The organism is Afipia sp. DC4300-2b1 (assembly GCF_049895725.1).
Classification (GTDB): domain Bacteria; phylum Pseudomonadota; class Alphaproteobacteria; order Rhizobiales; family Xanthobacteraceae; genus Afipia; species Afipia broomeae.
Window position 1 is genome coordinate 427377 of sequence record NZ_JAFCSX010000003.1, and the last position, 20221, is coordinate 447597.

The window sequence follows — 20221 nt, forward strand, 5'->3', positions numbered from 1 at the left end:
ATGTGATGTGGGAGCGTCGCCGCAAGGCGGCGCTTTATTTCTTTGAAGGCGCGCGCCGTGGAGATTTCCGCTTCGCCGTGTTGCGCGGCTTTGGGGCAGCTTCCAGCTTCTCCTTCGCCTGCAACTCGCCGAGATATTCCTCGAGGCGATCCAGTCCCGCCTCCCAGAACCGGCGATAGCTCTCGAGCCAGTCGTCGACTTCCTTGAGCGCCGCCGGTTCGATCTTGCATGGACGCCACTGCGCCGCTCGGCCGCGCGTCACCAGACCGGCATGCTCCAGCACCTTCAGATGCTTCGAGACCGCCGGCATGCTCATGGCGAACGGTTCGGCGAGCTCCGTGACCGAGGTTTCGCCGAGCACCAGCCGGGCGAGAATGGCGCGGCGGGTGGGGTCTGCCAGTGCTGCGAATTTGGTGCTGAGCGGGTCCATCGGCGTTCTCATGTAACCATTTGGTTAAATAACCTTTTGGTTAAGTACAGCCGTAGCCTGAAACTGTCAAGCGCTCTCCTGATCTGAAAAAATCGTGTGGGCTATTCCGCGGCGGCCAGAAGCGAGCAGCGGCGGCGTAAGGCTCAATAATCCTTGAGCAAACGCTCGATGTAATCGAGCTCGATCTGCGGCCGCTGCGGGTCCGCAAGACGGCGGCGCAGCTCTTCGAGAATCCGCCGCACGCGCTGCACATCGATCTCGCCGGGGATCTTCACGGTGAGATCGTCACTCCACTCGCGGCCATTGAGCGGCCGCCCGAGCGGATCGGTGGTGTTGCCGCTGTTCTGTTGACGGCCCGTGCGATTTCCCGGGCCGCCGTCCTGCCCTTCGCCCTGCTGCATCGACTGCGCGAGATTCTGCGCACCCTTGCGCAGGGCTTCGAGCGCACGGCCCTGCGAATCCGCCGCGCTGTCGGCATTGCCCTGGCCAAGCTGGTTGCCCGCGTCGCCCATCGCCGAATCGGCGTCGCCGAGCGCGTCGCCGTCGTCCTGCTGGCCGTCCTGTCCCTGGCCCGGCTGCTGCCCCTGACCCGGCTGGCCTTTGTCACCGCGCCGCCCCGGCATCATGCCGTTTTTCTTCATATCGTCGAGCAGCTTGCTCAGCCGGTCGCGCAGCGCCTGCTGGTCCTGACGCAGGCCCTCCATCTGGTTCTGGTCGCCCTGCTCGCCGCGGCTGCGGTCCCGGCGCGAATCCTGGCCCTGCTTGTATGTCTTGTCGCGCAACTGCTGCTGCTTGCGGATCATGTCGCCGAGTTCGTTCAGCGCCTGCTCCATCTCGCCGTCGCCCTGCCCCGGCTGCGCCATCTGCAGGTTTTCCAGCATCTGCTGCAACTGCTCGAGCAGCGCCCGCGCGGCATCCTTGTCGCCGGAGCGCGACAGCCGCTCCATGCGATCGATCATGTTTTTCAGATCCTGCTGGCTCAACACCTTGGCATTGGGGTCCAGCGGCCGCGCCAGTTGCTGCGGGTTGTTACGCTGCTGTTCGGCCAGTTGCCGGATGAACTTATCCAGCGCAGCGCGCAGGTTCTCCGTCAGCTTCTTGATCTCTTCGTCGCTGGCGCCGCGATCGAGCGCTTCCTTCAGGGCGTCCTGCGCAGCCCGCAACGCCTTCTCGACATCGGTGATGTTGCCGTCCTCGATCGCGACAGCGAGCGCCCATAGGTTGTCGACAGTCTCGCGCATGGCCTCACGCGTACTGGCATGGCCAAGCTGGGACGCGATGCTGCGCAGGCCGAGATAGTGCCCAAGCTCCGGTGTGAACGCTTCGGGGGCGATCATCAGCGCATCGAGCGCGATCAGCACCAGCGGCTTCTGGTTGGCGTCGAGTGCAAGATTGCGGCGCTGCTCGATCAGCGCGCGCGCCAGCGGCTTTACGAACAGCCGCTCCGGCAGCCGCATGTCGAACGGCTCGCTGCGCCCTTCGTTGCCGGCTTCATCCTTCGCCGTCAGCGTCAGCGTGACATCCGCGCCGGCATAGGGATTTTCGCTGAGATCCTTGACGGTCTGGCCGACGCCGTTGCGGGTGCGCACGTTCGGCAATCCGAGCGTAATCGACGGCGGATCGAACAGCGGCTGCGGCCTGGCGCTATCGTCCTCCTGCTTGCCGGCGCGAGGCGCGAACTGCGCCTGCGCTTCGGTCACGCCGTAATCGTCTTCAAGCTTGTAGGACAGCAGCAGAGCGCCCTTGGCCTGGCGCTCTGGATCCTTGGCGAGCGAGATACTCGGCGCACGATCAGGCATCGCCCTGAACGTCCATTGCGGCTGGCCCGACGGCGAGCGGACATGCGCAGTGCCGTCACCGGCAATGGTGAAGTGCCGCTCGCTGGTGCCGTGCGGCGCGTTCGCTGCCGCCGGGACTTCCGTCACGCCGCCTGCTGCGGAGACGTCGAGCCTGCCGCCGCTGGAACGGACGATCAGCGTGCTGCCCGCCGGAACCGAGACAGGTCCCATGTCTGACGGAGGTGCGTCCTTGTTCAGGGAGTTCGACAGGATGATCGGCGGACGGCTGGTGTAGGGCGGCGGTGTCACCCACGCATCGACGCGAACATTCGCCGCGGAAAAGGCGCCGTCCCAGTCGAACGCCGCGACGACGCGCGCCAAACGATCGCTGCCGGCGGCGATGAAGGTCGCGACCATCAGCACGACAACCAGCGCGCGCAGCGCCCACGGATCGTGAAGCGCGAGACGCGGCGACGGCAGACCGGCGCGGATGCGCTTGATCGACGCCAGTGTCCGCGCATGCTGCTCCTGCCACAGCGCCTGGGTGATCGGGTCCTGCGACTTCAGCGTATCGGTCAGCGCCGTGGCCGGACGATGGGGAATTCCGGTTCCGCGATCGAGGCGGCGCAGTGCATCCTCACGTGTCGGCCAGCGAAACCGGATTGCCGGGATCAGGGCGGCGACTGCAAGCAGGGCGAAGACCGCGAATGCAAAAATGCGCACCGAGAAGGGGAACGCGACCCAGAGACCCGCCCAGGATGCCGCAAGGAACAGACCCACGACCGTCAGCAGCCGCGCGAAGTGCGGCCAGCCGCGCTCCCATGCGACCGCAAGCCGCGCCCGCCGCAAGGCTTGCGCAAGCTGAAGACGCCGGGCCTCCTCGGCAGCGCGCGGACGCTCGGATGGGTCTGGGGTCGGTCCGTTCAACAGGCTCTCCAGAGTCAACTCAGTGCAGCCTAGCACAGCGGCGGCAATGAGGCATGGCTTCAGTCCTGCGTACCCACATGCAAACAGCCTGCCGCAAGGGCAGCCGAACTCTCACGAACACGTGACAGAGAAGGTCAAACCGGATTTCAGAAGGCGAATGTGACACACCCCGGAACAGGCGGCGGAAATCACCGCCCGTCCTGCTCCGCTGGTCAATTGAGCTTCGCCCCTGCTGTGTCCACGACCCTTCCCCAACGCTCATAATCGGTGCGGATCAACTGCGCGAACGCCTCAGGGGTCGAGGTGGTGACGCTCAGGCCTTGCGCTTCAAGACGCTCGCGCACGTCCGGGAGCTTTCCGATGCGGATCACTTCCGCGTTCAGGCGCTCCACGATCGGTGCCGGCGTCGCCGCAGGCACGACGAGGCCGAACCAGGAGTCCACCACGAAGTCAGCCACGCCGGCTTCCGCGGCGGTCGGCACGTTGGGAAGCAACGGAGAACGTTCGCGGCTTGTCACTGCCAACCCCTTGACCTTGCCATCCCTGATCTGGGGCGCGAGCACAGTAAGTGTATCGAACGCGAGATTCACCTGATTGCCGAGCAAGGCGTTGACGGCAGGCGCGCTGCCCTTGAACGGAACATGTAGCAAGTCCGTGCCGGTCAGGCTCTTGAACAGTTCGCCGCTCAGATGGCAGAGCGTTCCCGGACCGCACGACGAATAGGTGAACTTGCCCGGCTCCTTCTTTGCCGCGGCGACGAGATCCTTCACGCTCGATACCGGCGCGTCAGGGCTCGCTGCAAGTACGTAAGGCACCGACGCCAACGGCGATACCGGCGCGAAACTCTTGAACGGATCGAATTTAATGGCCGTGTTCACGTGCGGGAGAATGGTGAGCTGTCCCGCGGGCGCCAGCGACAGCGTGTATCCGTCAGGATCGGCCGCGGCCACGGTTTCAGCCGCGATGGCCGTGCCGGCGCCCGCCTTGTTTTCAACCACGACAGGCTGCTTCAGCGCCTCGCTGAGCTTCTCGCTGTAGATCCGCGCGATGGTGTCCGCAGCACCGCCAGCGGGGAACGGCACGATCAGCTTGATCGTGCGGCTCGGCCACGCGTCCGCGAAAGCGCCCGTACTGATGCCGACAAGAAGACTGGATGCAGCAGCCGCTGCGACAAGAAAACGATGAAATCCAAAAGAGCGCATGACGAATCCCCTGCCATTTCGATCAGGACTTGTCGTGCATCACTACTTTCGCCGCATGATCGCGGCGGAGGCGCGCTGATGACCTGATCGGCTGCGCGGCCGCTTCAGTGGAGCGGAGCGCATCGATGAGCTCTAAAGATCATCTCGCAACGGCCTTTCAGCAATGAAATGCTATTGCGAAATGATATGGCGCACTGGCGGATTCATCTCGCGCCGGAACAGCGATGAGAAGATAATTTTTCTGTCTGGGGAAATGCCGCTCAGCGCGGCGCCTTTGGCGCTACGCCGCTACAGCCACGGCGCGACGCGATCCATCGCAATCAGGGCTTCGGCATCGATGCGCGGCCGCACCACCGCATACCGCTCGCCGTTCACAAGAACCTCGGGCACCAGCGCGCGGGTATTGTAGCTGCCGGACTGCACCGCGCCGTAAGCGCCCGCCGTCATGATCGCCACCAGATCGGCCGGTCTCGGTTCGGCCATCTTGCGGTCGAGCGCGAGATAGTCGCCGGTCTCGCAGACCGGTCCGACCACGTCCGCGACAAAATTACGCGCCGCGTCTTCGCGAACCGGCAGCACGTCGTGATGCGCTTCATACAGCGTCGGACGAATGAGGTCGTTCATCGCCGCATCGATGACGACGAAGTTCTTTGCATCGCCATGCTTCACATAGATCACGCGGGCGACGAGAATTCCGGCATTGCCCACGATCAGGCGGCCCGGCTCGAACATCAATGTCGCGTCGATCCCCTTGGTGACGCGCTTGACCATCGCGGCATAGATGGAGGGTTCCGGCGGATTAGGCAGGTCGTGCTCATAGGGAATGCCGAGGCCGCCGCCGAAATCGACATGCGAGATGGTATGGCCATCGGCACGCAGCGTTGCGACGAAATCCACCATCAGCTTGAACGCATCCTCCAGCGGGCCGAGATCGGTGATCTGGCTGCCGATGTGCGTGTCCACGCCGGTGACCTTGATGCCGGGCAGCTTCGCGGCGCGGGCGTAAACTTCGCGCGCGCGGCTCAATGGAATGCCGAACTTGTTCTCGGACTTGCCCGTTGAAATCTTGGCATGCGTCTTAGCATCGACATCCGGATTGATGCGGATGGAGATGCGCGCGGTACGCCCCGTCTCGCTGGCGAGTTTCGACAGCAGTTCGAGCTCGGGCTCGGATTCCACATTGATGCAGAGGATATCTTCAGCGAGCGCCTGCCGCAGTTCGGCTTCGGTCTTGCCGACACCGGAGAACAAAATCTTCGATGCGGGAATGCCGGCGGCCCGGGCGCGCTTCAATTCGCCGCCGGATACCACGTCGGCTCCGGCACCGAGCCTGGCCAGGGTGCGCAGCACCGACTGGTTGGAATTCGCCTTCATCGCGTAGCACACCAGCGACGGCACGTCCGCAAAGGCTTCGGCGAACACCCGGTAGTGACGCTCGAGGGTTGCGGTCGAATAGCAATAGAAAGGCGTTCCCACCTCATCGGCGAGGCGGGCCAAGCTCACGTCTTCGGCGTGCAGCACGCCGTTGCGATACTGAAAATGGTTCATGAGATCAGTCCAGAATCGCGTCGAGCGGAATCCGCTTTTTATCTCCGCGCGGCGCAAGCGGTGCGTTGGCACTGCCGGGCGGCCGATAGACCTCGCTCTGAAGGCTGCCCGCCGAATTCCGATCAGCAATGCCGAAGTCTGAGTTCTGCGGGTTGGTCTGATCCACGGAAGCCCCCGGAGGAGCATCGAGATAGGCCTTGCGGCCGCAGCCGGCGAGCGCGCACGACAGTGCAATCAGCCCAATGGCCGTCAGCTTCGAGAAGGAAGGATGAGAACGAGACACGAGTCAGTCCTTGAAATTGCGCGCCACCATACAAAGAAGGTGCCGTTCTGGCGAGGCCCGGATTGAACGAAAATATCCGGGGTCAGCCCGAATTTTGCTCTTTTTCAAGCCGTTTGAGCCACTCCTTGGCCTGCTTGCGCACGTTGTCCGGCGCGGTCCCGCCATAGCTGGTGCGGCTTTCCACCGAAGCCTGCACGGACAGAACATCGAATACCGACGCCGTGATTCTGGGCTCGACCGCCTGCATCTCCGCAAGCGGTACCTTGTGCAGCGCCAGTCCCTGCTCCGACGCCTTCGCCACGATGCGGCCGGTCACGTGATGGGCGTCGCGGAACGGCATTTTCAGCGTGCGCACCAGCCAGTCGGCGAGATCGGTCGCCGTCGCATAACCTTCGCCGGCCGCGACCTTCATGCGCGCTTCTTCCGGCACCAGATCGAGCGTCATGCCGGTCATGGCGCGGATCGCAAGCGAGAGTGCGGCGAACGCTTCCATCGCGCCCTGCTTGTCTTCCTGCATGTCCTTTTGATAGGCGAGCGGCAGCCCCTTCATCACGATCAGCAGCGCCGTCAGCGAACCGATGACGCGGCCGGTCTTGGCGCGCACCAGTTCGGCGGCATCCGGATTTCTCTTTTGCGGCATGATCGAGGAGCCGGTGGTGAACTTGTCCGACAGCGACACCAGCCCGACCAGCGGCGATGTCCAGATCACGATCTCCTCGGCGAAGCGGGACAGGTGAACCGCCGCGATCGCCGACGCCGACAGCGCCTCCAGCACGAAATCCCGGTCGGAGACCGCGTCGAGCGAATTCGCCATCGGGCGGTCGAATCCGAGCGCGCTGGCGGTCGCGTGGCGGTCGATCGGAAACGATGTCCCAGCCAGTGCAGCAGCGCCGAGCGGACTTTCGTTCAGCCGCTTGCGGGCGTCCGCGAAACGTCCGCGGTCGCGCGACGCCATCTCCGTGTAAGCGAGCAGATGATGACCGAATGTCACAGGCTGCGCGGTCTGCAAATGGGTGAAGCCCGGCATCACGGTGTCGGCATGCTCGATGGCGCGATCCACCAGCGCGCGCTGAAACGCGGCGAGCGCCCTGTCGATGTCGTCGATGACGTCGCGGACGTAAAGCCGGAAATCGGTCGCAACCTGATCGTTGCGCGAGCGTGCGGTATGCAGGCGGCCTGCGGCCGGTCCGATCAGTTCGCCGAGACGGCTTTCGACATTCATGTGAATGTCTTCGAGCGCGCGCTTGAACGAGAACGAGCCCTTGCCGATTTCTGACAAAATCGTGTCTAGACCGCCGGTGATGTTTTTTGCATCGTTGGCCGTAATGATGCCTTGAGCGGCGAGCATGGCTGCGTGAGCCTTGGACGCGGCGATATCCTGGGCGTAAAGGTGCTGATCAACGTCGATCGAGACGTTGATCTCCTCCATGATCGCGTCGGGACTTTCACCGAAGCGGCCGCCCCACATCTTGTTGCTCATATTCTGGTACTCACGCGTTCCTGCTCAGAAATCCAACCATCAACCGAAGCTTCCGTCAGACGAGACCTCATGCCCGACATCGATCCATCGACGCCCAAATTGCCCCGCGCGAATGCTTATCGCATCCGGATGACCGTCGTTTCCGTCATTATAGCGGCCGCAGCGGGAATGGGTGGGGTATACGGGATCGGTGGGTTAATGCGCAATGCGCATGCGCAGGCCCAATGTGCGCCCGCGGTCGATCTGGCCAGGAAAATCGCGCCTTTTGCCAAAGGCGAGGTCGCGGCATTAACCATGGCCACGGCGCCGCTTCAGTTGCCCGATCTCGCTTTCGAGGATTCCGAGGGCAAGACAAGAAAGCTGTCGGAGTGGAGGGGCCGCACCGTCCTCATCAATCTGTGGGCGACCTGGTGCGTGCCATGCCGCAAGGAAATGCCGGCGCTCGACAAGCTGCAGGAGACGCTCGGCGGCAAGGACTTCGAGGTGGTCGCGATCAATATCGACACCCGCGACCCTGAGAAGCCGAAGAACTTCCTGAAGGAAGGTAACCTCACCAAGCTCGCCTATTTCCATGACCAGAAGGCAAAGGTGTTTCAGGAGTTGAAGAGCGCCGGGCGTGCACTTGGAATGCCGACCTCGGTGCTGGTCGATGGTGCGGGATGCGAGATCGCCACCATTGCAGGCCCCGCCGAATGGGCGAGCGACGACGCGATGAACCTAATCAAGGCCGCGACCGCGAAATAACGCCGCAGTTCCATCTGACGACAGCCACTTGACGGCATCGCGCGCGCCCCTATACTTAACCACATGGTTTACTATTCTGCTGACCGCCTGAATCGCGTCTTTGCCGCCGTCGCCGATCCGACGCGGCGCGCGCTGCTGGCGGAATTGGAGGGGCGCGAGAGCGTCACGATCAGCGAACTCGCGAAGCCGTTCGCGATGTCGCTGCCCGCGGTCATGAAGCATCTCGATGTGCTGTCGGACGCCGGGCTCATCACCAGGAGCAAGACAGGCCGCACAGTCACGTGCCGCCTGACAGCGGCCCCGATGGAGCAGGCAATGGAATGGCTCAGCCGCTACCAGCGATTCTGGACCGCGCAACTCGATCGTCTCGCCGCTTTTGTGGAGAAGGACCTATGCTCACCCAGCCCAGCCTCACCCTCGCCCGACGGCTCAAAGCCCCAGCCTCCAAAGTCTTCGAAGCGTGGACGGACCCCACGAAAATCGTCCAGTGGTTCGGACCCGGACACACCATAGGCGACAGCGTCAAGGCCGACATGGATGTACGTGTCGGCGGCCACTTCAAGATCAATTTCAGCACCGATGACGGTCAGTCGCATCAGGTGGGCGGCAGATATCTGGAAGTGACGCCGTATCAGCGGCTGGTCTTCAGTTGGGCGTGGCACTCGACACCGGAGCGCGTCTCACAGGTGACCGTGGTGCTGCGCGAGGAAGGCGACGTGACACTGCTCACGCTCACCCACGACAAGTTCTTCGATGAAGCTGCCCGCGACGGCCACAAGCGCGGCTGGACCGGAACGCTCGACAAGCTCGAGAAGTTTTTCGCCTGAAATGCACAACGGCGCCGGCGGCGACCGCCACCGGCTTAAACCTGGAAAACACCAAGGGAGTTTGAAATGCAGTATGTCGACGGATTTGTTTTGCCGGTGCCGAAGAAGAATCTGAAAGCCTACAAAGCTCTGGCGAAGCTGGCCTGCAAGGTCTGGCTCGATCATGGCGCGCTCGATTACCGCGAATGCGTCGCCGAAGACGTCAAGCCCGGCAAGCTGACGTCGTTTCCGCAGAGCGTGAAACTGAAGACCGGCGAGACCGTGGTCTTCTCATGGATCACCTACAGGTCGCGCAAGCATCGCGACGCCGTGATGGCCAAGGTGATGAAAGATCCGCGCCTCGCGAAAATGATGGATCCGAAGAAGATGCCGTTCGATGCCAAGCGCATGTTCTTCGGCGGGTTCGACACCATCGTCACGGCGTAGAGCCACTCATCACGGTTCTGAAACCGCTAGGCGCTCGTGACTCCTCTCAACGACAGAGTCCGTGCCCAGTTCAACCAAGGACATCCCATGACTTCGATCACGCCGTTCCTCTGGTTCGATAACAACGTCCCCGAGGCTGTCGCCTTCTACAAGTCGGTGTTTCCCAATGCCAAAGTCGAAACCGTCAATGATTTCATGGCGACCTTTGAACTCGAAGGACAGAGGTTCAACGCTCTCAATGGCGGCCCGCAATTCAAATTCAACGAGGCCGTCTCCTTCTTTGTCAGCGTCGAGAGCCAGGAAGAGGTGGACTACTTCTGGAACAAACTAACCGCCGACGGCGGCGAGGAATCGAGATGCGGTTGGCTCAAGGACAAATTCGGCCTGTCGTGGCAGATCGTTCCGACCGCTCTTGGCGAGATGATGAAAAGCGGCACGCCTTCGCAATCACAGAAGGTGATGGAAGCCATGATGAAGATGGTCAAGCTCGACATCAAGACCTTGAAACAAGCCTATGACCAGGCGGCCTGACACTCTCCAGCGTGCCTCCTGTGCAGGGAATGGCGGTTTCGCCATTCCCTCCCAGGCCGCAACCAATCTCTACACCCGCGCGTTCCATGCCGCGTGGGCGCAAGCCGAAACCATCGTGATGCAAAGGAGCGCAGCCATGTTGAAAGCAAGCCATGCATTCAGCGGCTTCTCGGCCAACGATATCGGGAAAGCCAGGGAATTCTACAGCGGCACGCTGGGACTCGAAGTGTCCGAAGACCACGGAATACTGAACCTGCATCTTGGCGGCGGCGCCAATGTGCTGATCTATCCGAAAGCCAATCACACACCCGCAACCTTCACCGTTCTCAACTTTCCGGTCGACGATGTCGACAAGGCCGTCGACGAGCTGGGAAAGCGCGGCGTGCGCTTCGAAATCTACAACGAGCCGGAATTCAAAACCGACGCGAAGGGCATTTCCCGCGGCAACGGCGGTCCGACCATCGCATGGTTCAAGGATCCGGCCGGCAATATCCTGTCCGTGCTCGATGCCAATGGCATGATGTAACGAGGAAATCACCATGACGTCCCACGGCCATTTCCACTGGAACGAATTGATGACGCCGGACCCGGAACGCGCCAAGCAGTTCTATCAGAAAACCATCGGCTGGACGTTCGAGGGCATGCCGATGGAAGACGGCGCGACCTACTGGGTGGCCTATGCCGACGGCGAAATGGCCGCCGGAATTTTTCCGACCAACAGGCCCGCCTTCGATGGCGTTCCAGAGGGCTGGATGTCCTATCTGGCTGTCGACGACGTCGATGCGCGGGTGAAGGCGGCGATTGCGGCAGGCGCGCAATTGATGCGGCCGATCTTCGACGTGCCGCATGTGGGCCGCATCGCCATCCTGACCGAGCCTGGCGGCGCGGGCATCGGGTGGATTACGCCGGCCGATTGATCAGACCGAAATATCGAGATTGCCGCCGACGCCGGGCGGATTGTTCGCGGCGGGCTGGAGCAGTTGCAGCACCGATTTCTCCGAATCGATGTTCTGCTTCATGACGCTGGTCGCGATCTGCTGCTGGGTGTTGGCAGCCTGCATGGCCATCATGCTGCTAACGATGCTCATTACGTCCATTGGAAACGCACTCTCCGCGACTCAAGTTGCGGAGAACCTAGCCCGGAGACGGTTAACAAATTTTTTCTGAAGCGGATTTTGTGGCGGGCGGCGGATTAGCGCGTCGGGACCGGCTTGTCGCCACGATAGTCGTAGAAGCCGCGCTGCGATTTGCGGCCGAGCCAGCCGGCTTCGACATACTTCACCAGCAGCGGGCACGGGCGATACTTCGAATCCGCCAGTCCTTCGTGCAGCACCTGCATGATGGACAGACAGGTATCGAGGCCGATGAAGTCGGCCAGTTCCAGCGGGCCCATCGGATGATGCGCGCCGAGTTTCATCGCCGCATCGATGGCTTCGACGTTTCCGACGCCTTCGTACAGCGTGTAGATCGCCTCGTTGATCATCGGCAGCAGGATGCGGTTGACGATGAAGGCCGGGAAGTCTTCCGAGACGGCAATCTGCTTGCCCATCGCGGTGACGAATTCGCGCGCGGCGTCGAACGTCGCATCATCGGTGGCGATGCCGCGGATCAGTTCAGCCAGCTCCATCACCGGAACCGGGTTCATGAAATGGATGCCGATGAATTTCTCGGGCCGGTCCGTCGTGGCCGCAAGCCGGGTAATCGAGATTGACGACGTATTCGACGCGATGATCGCCTCGGGCTTCAGCACGGCGCACAGATCGTGGAAAATCTTGCGCTTGATCTCTTCCTTCTCGACCGCGGTCTCGATCACGAGATCGCAGGCGGCCAGCCCGTCGAGGCTGTCGCACGAGGTGATCCTGGTGAGCGCCTTCTTGTGCGCGTCTTCGGTGATGGTCTTCTTGGCGACCTGACGAGTCAGATTGCCGTTGATGGTGGCCATCGCGGACTTCAGGCGATCGGCGGACACATCGTAGAGGACCACGTTAAAGCCAGCGAGCGCGGCAACATGCGCAATGCCGTTGCCCATCTGCCCCGATCCAATCACACCAACCGTCTTGATCGCTGCCATTCGCTTCCGGTCTCTGTGCTCGCTATCGCTGGATGCGGCAATGACCTTGCCGCACCCCCTTTAACATTACGTCAAACACCTGTCGGGGTTGGGAAATTCCCGCCCGAACGCCCAACATAGCAGGTTCCGGGCGCATCGTGCGCCCGGATGTCGATCTTAAAGGGCGGCGGTGAGTTCAGGAACCGCCTGATAGAGATCGGCGACCAGACCGAAATCCGCGACCTGGAAGATCGGCGCGTCTTCGTCCTTGTTGATCGCGACGATCACCTTGGAGTCCTTCATGCCGGCCAGATGCTGGATCGCTCCGGAAATACCGATGGCGATGTACAGTTCAGGCGCGACCACCTTGCCGGTCTGGCCGACCTGCCAGTCGTTCGGGGCATAGCCTGCGTCCACCGCGGCGCGCGAAGCACCGACGCCGGCGCCGAGCTTGTCCGCCAGCGGCTCGATGTACTTGGTGAAGTTCTCGCGGCTCTGCATGGCGCGGCCGCCGGAGACGATGATCTTCGCCGAGGTCAGTTCCGGACGATCGCTCTTGGCGACTTCCTCGCCGACGAAGCTCGACAGGGCCGGATCGGCCGCGGCCGCCGCGTTGTCGATCGATGCGCTGCCGCCGTCGCCAGTCGCACCGAAGGTCGAGGTGCGGACGGTGATGACCTTCTTGGCGTCCTTCGACTTCACGGTCTGGATCGCGTTGCCGGCATAGATCGGCCGCTCGAACGTGTCGGGCGACACAACCTTGATGATCTCGGAGATCTGCGCCACGTCGAGGAGGGCCGCAACACGCGGCAGCGTGTTCTTGTAGCGGGTGGTCGCCGGCGCAACGATGGCGTCGTACGGACCTGCAAGCGAGACGATCAGCGCGGCCAGCGGCTCGGCCAGATCGTGCGCATAGGCGGCGTTGTCGGCCAGCAGCACCTTGCGGACGCCCTTGAGCTTCGCAGCAGCTTCAGCCGCGCCCTTGGCGCCTTCGCCTGCCACCAGCACGTCCACGTCGCCGCCGAGCGCGGCGGCGGCGGTCAGCGCCTTGTTGGTGGCGTCCTTGATCGATGCGTTATCGTGTTCAGCAATCAGCAACGTGGCCATCAGAGCGCCCCCGCTTCCTTGAGTTTCGACACCAGCTCAGCGACGTCCTTGACCTTGACGCCCGCCTTGCGGCCCGGAGGCTCGGTTGTCTTGAGAACTTCGAGACGCGGCGACAGATCAACACCGAAACTGTCGGCAGCCTTCTCGTCGATCGGCTTCTTCTTCGCCTTCATGATGTTGGGAAGGCTCGCATAGCGCGGCTCGTTGAGACGCAGGTCGGTGGTGACGATCGCCGGACCCTTGACCTTCACGGTCTGAAGGCCGCCGTCGACCTCGCGCGTGACCTTGAAGTCCGATCCGTCGACTTCGAGCTTCGATGCGAAGGTTGCCTGCGCCCAGCCAAGCAATGCTGCCAGCATCTGGCCGGTCTGGTTGCTGTCGTCGTCAATCGCCTGCTTGCCGAGAATGATCAGGCCCGGCTTTTCTTCGTCCGCGACGGCCTTGAGAATCTTGGCGACGTTAAGCGGCTCGACGTTGCTGTCGGTCTTCACGAGGATGCCGCGGTCGGCGCCCATGGCGAGGCCGGTGCGGATCGTCTCCGACGCCTGCGCAGGTCCGATCGACACCACCACGACCTCAGTCGCCTTGCCGGCCTCTTTCAGGCGCAGGGCTTCCTCGACGGCGATTTCGTCGAACGGATTCATCGACATCTTGACGTTGGCGAGTTCGACACCCGTCCCGTCGCTCTTGACGCGAATTTTGACGTTGTAGTCAACGACGCGCTTAACCGGCACCAGAACCTTCATCGGTTCCCTTTCGTCCTGAAATGGTTGATCACATCCACTCTAAAGCGGTTGGCGGCGGAACCTAATGGTCCCGCCAATCCGGGTCAACGCGCGAAAATTGGAAAACAAGGAAGGTATACCTAATATCTCCGCTCAGCGGTTTTGGCCCGGAACCCAAAGCACGTCGCGGGCCCCGTTATCATTGACCGCGCGGCCTGCCACGAACAGGAAATCCGACAGCCGGTTCAGATACTGCACGGCTGCATCGCTCACCGGCTCGTTGGGCTGGGATGCCAGTTCTACCACCATGCGTTCCGCCCGGCGGCAGACGGTGCGGGCCAGATGCAGGTGAGCGGCGGCGGGTGTTCCGCCAGGCAAAATAAACGAGTTCAGCGGCGCCAGATCGGCATTGAGCGCGTCGATGTCCTGCTCCAGACGCTCAACCTGCGTGGCCAGCACGCGCAGCCGCTCGGCCTTGCCCTCCCGCTGCGGAACAGCCAGATCGGCGCCGAGATCGAACAGGTCATTCTGCACCCGTCCGAGCATGGCATCGATGGCCGGGGCCTGCGCCAGATGAAGACGGGCCACGCCGATCACGGCGTTGGTTTCATCGACAGTTCCATAAGCGCTGACGCGAAGATCGTATTTCGGGCGGCGCTCGCCGCTGCCGAGCGCTGTCGTCCCGTCATCGCCGGTGCGCGTGTAAATCCGGTTCAGAATGACCATCGCGTCGATCCGTTGTAGCGGTTGAAGTCCCGTCAGCCTCCGCCGATCAGCTCTTGCCGAGCGCCCAGACGGCGAGCATGGCGATGACGATGGCGATAAACTGAAACAGCACGCGCAGCCGCATCAATCGTTGCGAGGTGTTGGGCGAGCCGCCGCGCATCATGTTGAACAGGCCGAGCAGCAGCACAATCGTGACCGCGGCCAATGCAATGGGGAGAGCTATATTCGAAAGAAACGTTGTCATGAGGGGTACATAACACTCCCGATGGCGTCGCGCCATCGCCTGCCTGAAAGTGCTGGAGAGAACTTTCTCAACCGGACATGACTTTAAGTGCCCGGCGCGTTACATCTCAGGGGCAATGAATCAGGGTGGCACGTGAGGCTGATCCGAGACGCTTTCAATGTCGCACTCGATGCGTTCTACACGTTTCTGGCCGATGATGGCTGGGCGATCGCGAGCCATATCGCACTATCGGCGCTGATGGCGCTGTTTCCCTTCCTGATCGTGATCACCTCCCTTGCCGGTGTGTTCGGATCGAAGGAACTGGCCGACCGGGCTGCCGAAATGATGCTGGAGACGTGGCCCACGCAGGTCGCCGATGCGCTGTCCGGCGAAATCCATAACGTGCTGACCCAATCGCATAGCGGTGTTTTCACCGTCGGCGTCGTGCTCGCGCTGTACTTCGCATCGAACGGTGTCGAAAGCCTGCGCGTCGGGCTGAACCGGGCCTATGGCGTCGTCGAAAAGCGGAGCTGGTACTGGCTACGGCTGGAATCGATCGGCTACACCATGGTCGCCGCCGTGACCTCACTGGCGATGGCGTTCCTGATCGTGCTGGGTCCGCTGATCCTGGCCGCCGCGCGGCGCCACATTCCGCTTCGGATCGAACCGAACGAAGATCTGTTTACGATCCTGCGCTTTGGGCTGACCATTGTCGCGCTGATCGTGACGCTTGTGATCCTGCACAAGTGGCTGCCGGCCGGAACGCGCCGCATGCGCGAGATTATGCCGGGCGTTGTCTTCACGATGATCGGATCGCTCGTCTCCGGCGTGGTGTTCGGCCAGTACCTCGCGCGTTTCGCCAGCAACTACGTCACGACCTATGCCGGCCTGGCGTCGGTGATGATCGCGCTGGTGTTTCTGTATTTCATCGCGGCGATTTTCGTGTACGGCGGCGAACTCAACGCCTCGATCGTCAAGTGGCAGAACGCTGCGTCGCCTGAAGAAGCGCCGTCGCCAGCGCGCGCGGGCTGACCGGTTTGGTCAGGAACGCATCGGCGCCGGCGGCGAGCGAGGCCTGCTCATCATCTGCTCGCCCCGAAACGCCGATAATGGCGATACGCCCGCAACGTCCTTCAAGCGCCCGGACGCGCCGGATCGCTTCAACGCCGTCGATGCCCGGAAGCACCATGTCCATCAGCACCGCATCAAAGTCGCCCTGCGCGATCCGCTCCGGCGCCGCCTCGCCGCGTCCGATGAATTCGGTCTGATGGCCGAGCTCGGTCAGAATGGCGTTGAGCACGACGCGGCCGAATGGATTGTCTTCAATGCTCAGGATGCGAAGACCTCGCGATGCGCGCGGCACATCCGATCCCGGCGCCGGTGGCTTCAGCGCCTTCGCCCGCTTGAGCGCAACGGTCAGCACGAATGTCATGCCGCCGCCCGGTCGCTGGCTTGCCGTGATGTCGCCGCCCATGGCGCGGGCGAGTTGCTTGACCGACGATAATCCAAGTCCCGCACCGCCGAAACGCGACGCGATACTGACATTCGCCTGCGAGAACGGCTTGAACAGCCGCTTGATCTCCGCGAGCGAAAGACCGATGCCACTGTCGGAGACCGAGAACGTCACATCCAGTCTGTCGCCTGGGCCTGCGCTGGCCGAAACGTCGAGGGCCACCGTGCCCTGCTGGGTAAACTTGACGGCGTTGTCGATCAGGTTTTCCAGCGCCGCCCGCAGGCGCACCGGATCGCCGGTCACAAAGACCGGCAGTTTTGCCGCGATCTCGACCTGCGATTGCAGCCCCTTCGCCGCGGCCCGCCCAGCCAGGGAATCCCCCATCGCCCGTGACAGCGCCTGAAGATCGAAAAAGTCCTGGCGCACCGCCAGCCCGGTGGTGTCGTGGCGCGCCGCATCGACGAACAAGGTGGCCAGTGCGGCGAGATGCTCCGCACCGACCTTGATCGTATCCACCCAGCGCCGCTCGCGCTCACCGAGTTCGGATGTCGCCAGCAGTGAACTGATTGCCAGAATGCCGGTCAGCGGGGTGCGGACTTCGTGGGCGAAGGCCGCCAGCGCCGTCTCGACGATCCGCGATTCCGAAGCCGGCTGTTTGCCCCGCCGCTTCGCAGCAGCCTTTTTGACGGCCGCCTTTTTCGAGGCAACCGGCTTCGCCCCACGCTTCTTCCGCGCAGGTGTCTTGGCGCCGCGCTTGACGCGCGTCTTCAGGCTACGCTTGACGCGCGATTTCGCCGCCATGATTCCCCACCCATCCAGCCTCCAACATGACATGTCGGAGGCTGCCGAGTCACGCTACGGCGGGTTTAAGCGGGGTTAATACCAACAAGACGCCGCACCTGCGCCGGTGTCGTGCCAGCGGCCCGCAAATCCCGGAGCGCCGTGGACCGCGTCGATTTCGACAGCTTCTGTCCTGCCTCGTCCAGCACGAGGCCATGGTGGCGGTAAACCGGCTGCGGCAGCCCGAGTAATTCCTGCAACAGCCGGTGCACGCCGGTCGCCCAGAACAGGTCCTGGCCCCGCACGACATCGGTTATGCCTTGCAGGGCGTCGTCGATCACAACCGACAGATGGTAACTCGTCGGCGTGTCCTTGCGGGCCAGGATGACGTCGCCCCACTGCTCAGGCTTTGCCGGCACCTGTCCGGTCTCGCCACCCGGACCGGCGCCTTGCTCCGTCCAGAACAGGGGACCGGCGCGCGCCGCTGCCGCGTCCATATCGAGCCGCAAGGCGTAGGGCGCTCCCGACGACAGGCTTCGATCACGCTCGTCGATCGCCAGATGCCTGCCGGTTCCGGGATAGACCGGAGCGCCATCGGGATCGCGCGGCCATGGTCCCGCCCGGTCCTTCGCATCGACCAGCCGGGCGATTTCTGCGCGGCTTTCAAATGCGGGATACAGCAGGCCCTCGCGCATCAGGCGGTCGACGGCCTCGCGATAGAGCGCGAGGTGTTCCGACTGCCGCCGCACCGGCTCTTCCCATGTCAGGCCCAGCCACGCGAGATCCTCATAGATCGCCTGCTCGTATTCAGGCCGGCAACGGGTGGTGTCGATGTCTTCGATGCGCAGCAGCAGCCGCCCGCCACTTTGACGGGCGAGATCGAAGTTCAGCAGCGCCGAGCGCGCATGTCCAAGATGAAGAAATCCATTCGGACTTGGCGCGAAACGGAAAACGGGTGGCGGCATGGTTCGATCCTGTTCGACGCATCGTGCCCCGGCAATTGCACTCGCGTCCGATTCCCTTCATGCTCACAAAACCAATGACAGTCCATCTCAACACGCAAGCGGACCTTGAAGACGCGGTTCATGCGCTGGTCCGTTTCGATCCCCGGCTCGGCCCCGTGCTCGATGTCGCCGGGATGCCGAACCTGCGGCGGCGCGAGCCCGGCTTCGCAGGTCTCGCGGCCATCGTCTGCGGACAGCAGTTGTCGACAAAGGCCGCCGCCGCCATCTGGGGCCGTGTCAGCACGACGTTCGATCCCTTTCATCATGACAAGCTCAAGAGCGCACGCGCGGACCGGCTCGGACGGCTCGGCCTGTCTGCGGCGAAAATCAAATCGCTGAAATTCATCGCGCGCGAACTGAGCGAGGAACGGCTCAACCTCGAAGTGCTCGCGGAGGAAGACGCGGACGCCGCCCATGCGACCCTGACGAAGTTGCACGGCATCGGGCCATGGACCGCGGACATCTATCTGCTGTTCTGTCTCGGTCACGGCGATGCATGGCCGGCGGGCGATCTTGCCATTCAGGAGGCGATGCGCATCGGCCTCGCCTTGAAGTCGCGGCCAACGGTCAAGGAGATGCATCCGCTGGCGGAGCCGTGGCGGCCGTTTCGCGGCGCAGCCGCGCATCTGTGGTGGTCGTACTATCACGCTATCAAGAAGCGCGAAGGCGTGATCGCAGAAACAGCGACAGCGTCGCCAAAAACGGCCACCAAGAAGAAACCTGCAAAAGCGAAAACCGTTTCAAACACCAAGGGCGTTTTAAACAAATCCCGCGTCGCAAAAGCGTCAGCGAAGCCGGCGAAGAATGCGCTACGAAAGAAAGCAGCGAAGACAACGAGAGCGCGGAAATGACATCGTCCACTCAATTCATTGTGGAGCGGAACGATCTGGCGAAGTGCAGGCTGATCGAGACGCCGCTGCCAGGTGTGATGCAGTTGCCCGAGGATGGATTGCTGGTGAAGGTCGAGCGTTTCGCATTCACCGCGAACAACATCACCTACGCGATGCTCGGCGACCAGTTGAAGTACTGGCATCTGTTTCCGACGCCAGAAGGCTTCGGCAACATTCCGGTCTGGGGATTCGGCCGGGTCATCGAATCGCGTCATCCGGAGATCGCAGCGGGCGAAGTGCTGTTCGGCTATCTGCCGATGGCGACGCATCTCGTGATCGAAGCCGCCGACGTCAGGAAAACAGGTTTTCGCGATGCCGCCGCGCACCGGCAGAGCGTTTCGCCGGTTTACAATGCCTATGCCCGCGTTACCAGCGATCCGGCCTTCGAGGGCCGCGAAGGCGACTATCAGGCGCTGCTGCGGCCGCTGTTCATGCTCTCGTTCCTGGTGGACGATTTCCTCGCCGACAAGGACTTCTTCGGCGCGAAAACCGTGATCCTTTCCAGCGCATCGAGCAAGACCGCGTTCGGGCTGGCGTGGCTGCTGCACAGCCACCGCAAGCCGGTGCGCGTGATCGGACTCACGGCGGCGGGGAATATGGACTTCGTGACATCGCTCGGCTGTTACGACGAGGTCGTGACATACGACAACATCGAGACCATTCCCGCGGATCAGCCGGTCGCCTTCGTCGATATGGCGGGCAATCCCGATCTGCGCACCCGGCTGCACAGGCACTTCGGCGGCCAGTTGGTTTACAGCGGACGGGTCGGCCTGACCCATCAGGACGCAGCGCCCGACGACGACGCCCTGCCCGGCGCCAAGCCAACATGGTTCTTTGCGCCGGACCAGATTCGCAAGCGTGCCAAGGAATGGGGCCCCGGAGGAATCGACCAGCGATTCGGCGCGGTCTGGTCCGGCTTCACCGCCGCAATGGGCCCCAAGCTCGATGTGATCGAAAGCCGGGGTTCCGACGCGGTCCAGCAGGTTTACCTGGATACGCTCAAAGGCCGCGTAAAACCGGCACAAGCGCACATGCTGTCGATGGCCGATTGAGGCGAAGCGCTCACCGGCAGGTGAGCGGAAACGCT

24 protein-coding genes are annotated in these 20221 nt (G+C 62.7%); 10 read left to right on the top strand and 14 right to left on the bottom strand.

The genetic code is table 11. The features are described 5' to 3' along the window. Nucleotides 1-34: 34 nt before the first annotated feature. From ACP7AL_RS14470 to argH, 6 genes are all read right to left on the bottom strand, one after another. A complete protein-coding gene (locus ACP7AL_RS14470) occupies nt 35-430 on the bottom strand; it encodes an ArsR/SmtB family transcription factor (protein WP_425992317.1) in 396 nt (131 codons plus the stop codon). Nucleotides 431-573: 143 nt separating this feature from the next. Then, nucleotides 574-3135, bottom strand: coding sequence for a TIGR02302 family protein (locus tag ACP7AL_RS14475; RefSeq protein ID WP_425992319.1), 2562 nt, complete (start codon nt 3133-3135; stop codon nt 574-576). A 212-nt stretch (nt 3136-3347) separates the two neighbouring features. Beyond that, a complete protein-coding gene (locus ACP7AL_RS14480) occupies nt 3348-4337 on the bottom strand; it encodes a Bug family tripartite tricarboxylate transporter substrate binding protein (RefSeq protein WP_425992321.1) in 990 nt (329 codons plus the stop codon). 288 nt (nt 4338-4625) lie between these two features. Then, the gene (gene lysA, locus ACP7AL_RS14485) at nt 4626-5885 is read right to left on the bottom strand and encodes a diaminopimelate decarboxylase (protein WP_425992323.1); all 1260 of its coding nucleotides are present in this window, start codon (nt 5883-5885) and stop codon (nt 4626-4628) included. Nucleotides 5886-5889: 4 nt separating this feature from the next. Beyond that, nucleotides 5890-6168, bottom strand: a complete 279-nt coding sequence (locus ACP7AL_RS14490) for a hypothetical protein (protein WP_425992325.1) — start codon at nt 6166-6168, stop codon at nt 5890-5892. Between the two features lie 82 nt (nt 6169-6250). Beyond that, nucleotides 6251-7648 carry an argininosuccinate lyase gene (argH, locus tag ACP7AL_RS14495; RefSeq protein ID WP_006018804.1) on the bottom strand — a complete coding sequence of 466 codons (1398 nt, stop codon included), beginning with the start codon at nt 7646-7648 and terminating at the stop codon, nt 6251-6253. 69 nt (nt 7649-7717) lie between these two features. On the opposite strand from argH, the gene tlpA reads away from it, so the two are divergent. The 7 genes from tlpA to ACP7AL_RS14530 all read left to right on the top strand — a co-directional run bounded on the left by tlpA (nt 7718) and on the right by ACP7AL_RS14530 (nt 11093). Then, a complete protein-coding gene (gene tlpA / locus ACP7AL_RS14500; protein ID WP_425992327.1) occupies nt 7718-8392 on the top strand; it encodes a thiol:disulfide interchange protein TlpA in 675 nt (224 codons plus the stop codon). A gap of 63 nt (nt 8393-8455) precedes the next feature. Continuing rightward, on the top strand, nt 8456-8905 hold the full coding sequence (locus ACP7AL_RS14505; RefSeq protein ID WP_024919537.1) for an ArsR/SmtB family transcription factor: 450 nt from the start codon (nt 8456-8458) through the stop codon (nt 8903-8905). Beyond that, nucleotides 8872-9219, top strand: coding sequence for an SRPBCC family protein (locus ACP7AL_RS14510; protein ID WP_425992965.1), 348 nt, complete (start codon nt 8872-8874; stop codon nt 9217-9219). The genes ACP7AL_RS14505 and ACP7AL_RS14510 overlap by 34 nt, the downstream gene beginning before the upstream one ends. Before the next feature lie 66 nt (nt 9220-9285). Beyond that, nucleotides 9286-9645: a DUF1428 domain-containing protein gene (locus tag ACP7AL_RS14515; protein ID WP_006018801.1), complete on the top strand. Its 360-nt coding sequence runs from the start codon at nt 9286-9288 to the stop codon at nt 9643-9645. A gap of 87 nt (nt 9646-9732) precedes the next feature. Next, complete coding sequence (locus tag ACP7AL_RS14520) at nt 9733-10176, top strand: VOC family protein (RefSeq protein ID WP_006018799.1); 444 nt, start codon at nt 9733-9735, stop codon at nt 10174-10176. Then, on the top strand, nt 10160-10702 hold the full coding sequence (locus ACP7AL_RS14525; RefSeq protein WP_425992331.1) for a VOC family protein: 543 nt from the start codon (nt 10160-10162) through the stop codon (nt 10700-10702). Before ACP7AL_RS14520 ends, ACP7AL_RS14525 begins: the two co-directional genes overlap by 17 nt. Before the next feature lie 13 nt (nt 10703-10715). Continuing rightward, a complete protein-coding gene (locus ACP7AL_RS14530) occupies nt 10716-11093 on the top strand; it encodes a VOC family protein (protein WP_425992333.1) in 378 nt (125 codons plus the stop codon). Here the strand turns inward: ACP7AL_RS14530 and ACP7AL_RS14535 are convergent, their stop codons facing one another. The 6 genes from ACP7AL_RS14535 to ACP7AL_RS14560 form a co-directional block, all read right to left on the bottom strand. Then, nucleotides 11094-11273 (bottom strand): YjfB family protein, encoded by a 180-nt coding sequence (locus ACP7AL_RS14535; RefSeq protein ID WP_006018796.1) that lies wholly within the window; start codon nt 11271-11273, stop codon nt 11094-11096. 95 nt (nt 11274-11368) lie between these two features. After that, nucleotides 11369-12247: a 3-hydroxybutyryl-CoA dehydrogenase gene (locus ACP7AL_RS14540; protein WP_425992335.1), complete on the bottom strand. Its 879-nt coding sequence runs from the start codon at nt 12245-12247 to the stop codon at nt 11369-11371. Between the two features lie 156 nt (nt 12248-12403). After that, nucleotides 12404-13333, bottom strand: a complete 930-nt coding sequence (locus ACP7AL_RS14545) for an electron transfer flavoprotein subunit alpha/FixB family protein (RefSeq protein ID WP_006018794.1) — start codon at nt 13331-13333, stop codon at nt 12404-12406. Beyond that, nucleotides 13333-14079, bottom strand: a complete 747-nt coding sequence (locus ACP7AL_RS14550) for an electron transfer flavoprotein subunit beta/FixA family protein (RefSeq protein ID WP_006018793.1) — start codon at nt 14077-14079, stop codon at nt 13333-13335. Before ACP7AL_RS14550 ends, ACP7AL_RS14545 begins: the two co-directional genes overlap by 1 nt. A 132-nt stretch (nt 14080-14211) precedes the next feature. Continuing rightward, on the bottom strand, nt 14212-14784 hold the full coding sequence (locus ACP7AL_RS14555) for a cob(I)yrinic acid a,c-diamide adenosyltransferase (RefSeq protein ID WP_425992338.1): 573 nt from the start codon (nt 14782-14784) through the stop codon (nt 14212-14214). 46 nt (nt 14785-14830) lie between these two features. Beyond that, nucleotides 14831-15028, bottom strand: a complete 198-nt coding sequence (locus tag ACP7AL_RS14560; protein ID WP_024919540.1) for a twin transmembrane helix small protein — start codon at nt 15026-15028, stop codon at nt 14831-14833. Between the two features lie 132 nt (nt 15029-15160). Here ACP7AL_RS14560 and ACP7AL_RS14565 point away from each other — a divergent pair, with 132 nt between their 5' ends. Beyond that, complete coding sequence (locus ACP7AL_RS14565; protein ID WP_425992340.1) at nt 15161-16039, top strand: YihY/virulence factor BrkB family protein; 879 nt, start codon at nt 15161-15163, stop codon at nt 16037-16039. Here ACP7AL_RS14565 and ACP7AL_RS14570 read toward each other — a convergent pair. Both ACP7AL_RS14570 and gluQRS read right to left on the bottom strand, forming a co-directional pair. Further along, nucleotides 15981-17261: an ATP-binding protein gene (locus ACP7AL_RS14570; RefSeq protein WP_425992342.1), complete on the bottom strand. Its 1281-nt coding sequence runs from the start codon at nt 17259-17261 to the stop codon at nt 15981-15983. The two genes, ACP7AL_RS14565 and ACP7AL_RS14570, sit on opposite strands and share 59 nt — an antisense overlap. A 65-nt stretch (nt 17262-17326) precedes the next feature. Beyond that, entirely contained in the window at nt 17327-18205 is an 879-nt protein-coding gene (gene gluQRS, locus ACP7AL_RS14575) for a tRNA glutamyl-Q(34) synthetase GluQRS (protein WP_425992344.1), read from the bottom strand. A gap of 74 nt (nt 18206-18279) precedes the next feature. Here gluQRS and ACP7AL_RS14580 point away from each other — a divergent pair, with 74 nt between their 5' ends. Further along, nucleotides 18280-19095, top strand: coding sequence for a DNA-3-methyladenine glycosylase family protein (locus ACP7AL_RS14580; protein ID WP_425992967.1), 816 nt, complete (start codon nt 18280-18282; stop codon nt 19093-19095). After that, a complete protein-coding gene (locus tag ACP7AL_RS14585; RefSeq protein WP_425992346.1) occupies nt 19092-20186 on the top strand; it encodes a DUF2855 family protein in 1095 nt (364 codons plus the stop codon). Before ACP7AL_RS14580 ends, ACP7AL_RS14585 begins: the two co-directional genes overlap by 4 nt. Nucleotides 20187-20221 lie beyond the last annotated feature (35 nt).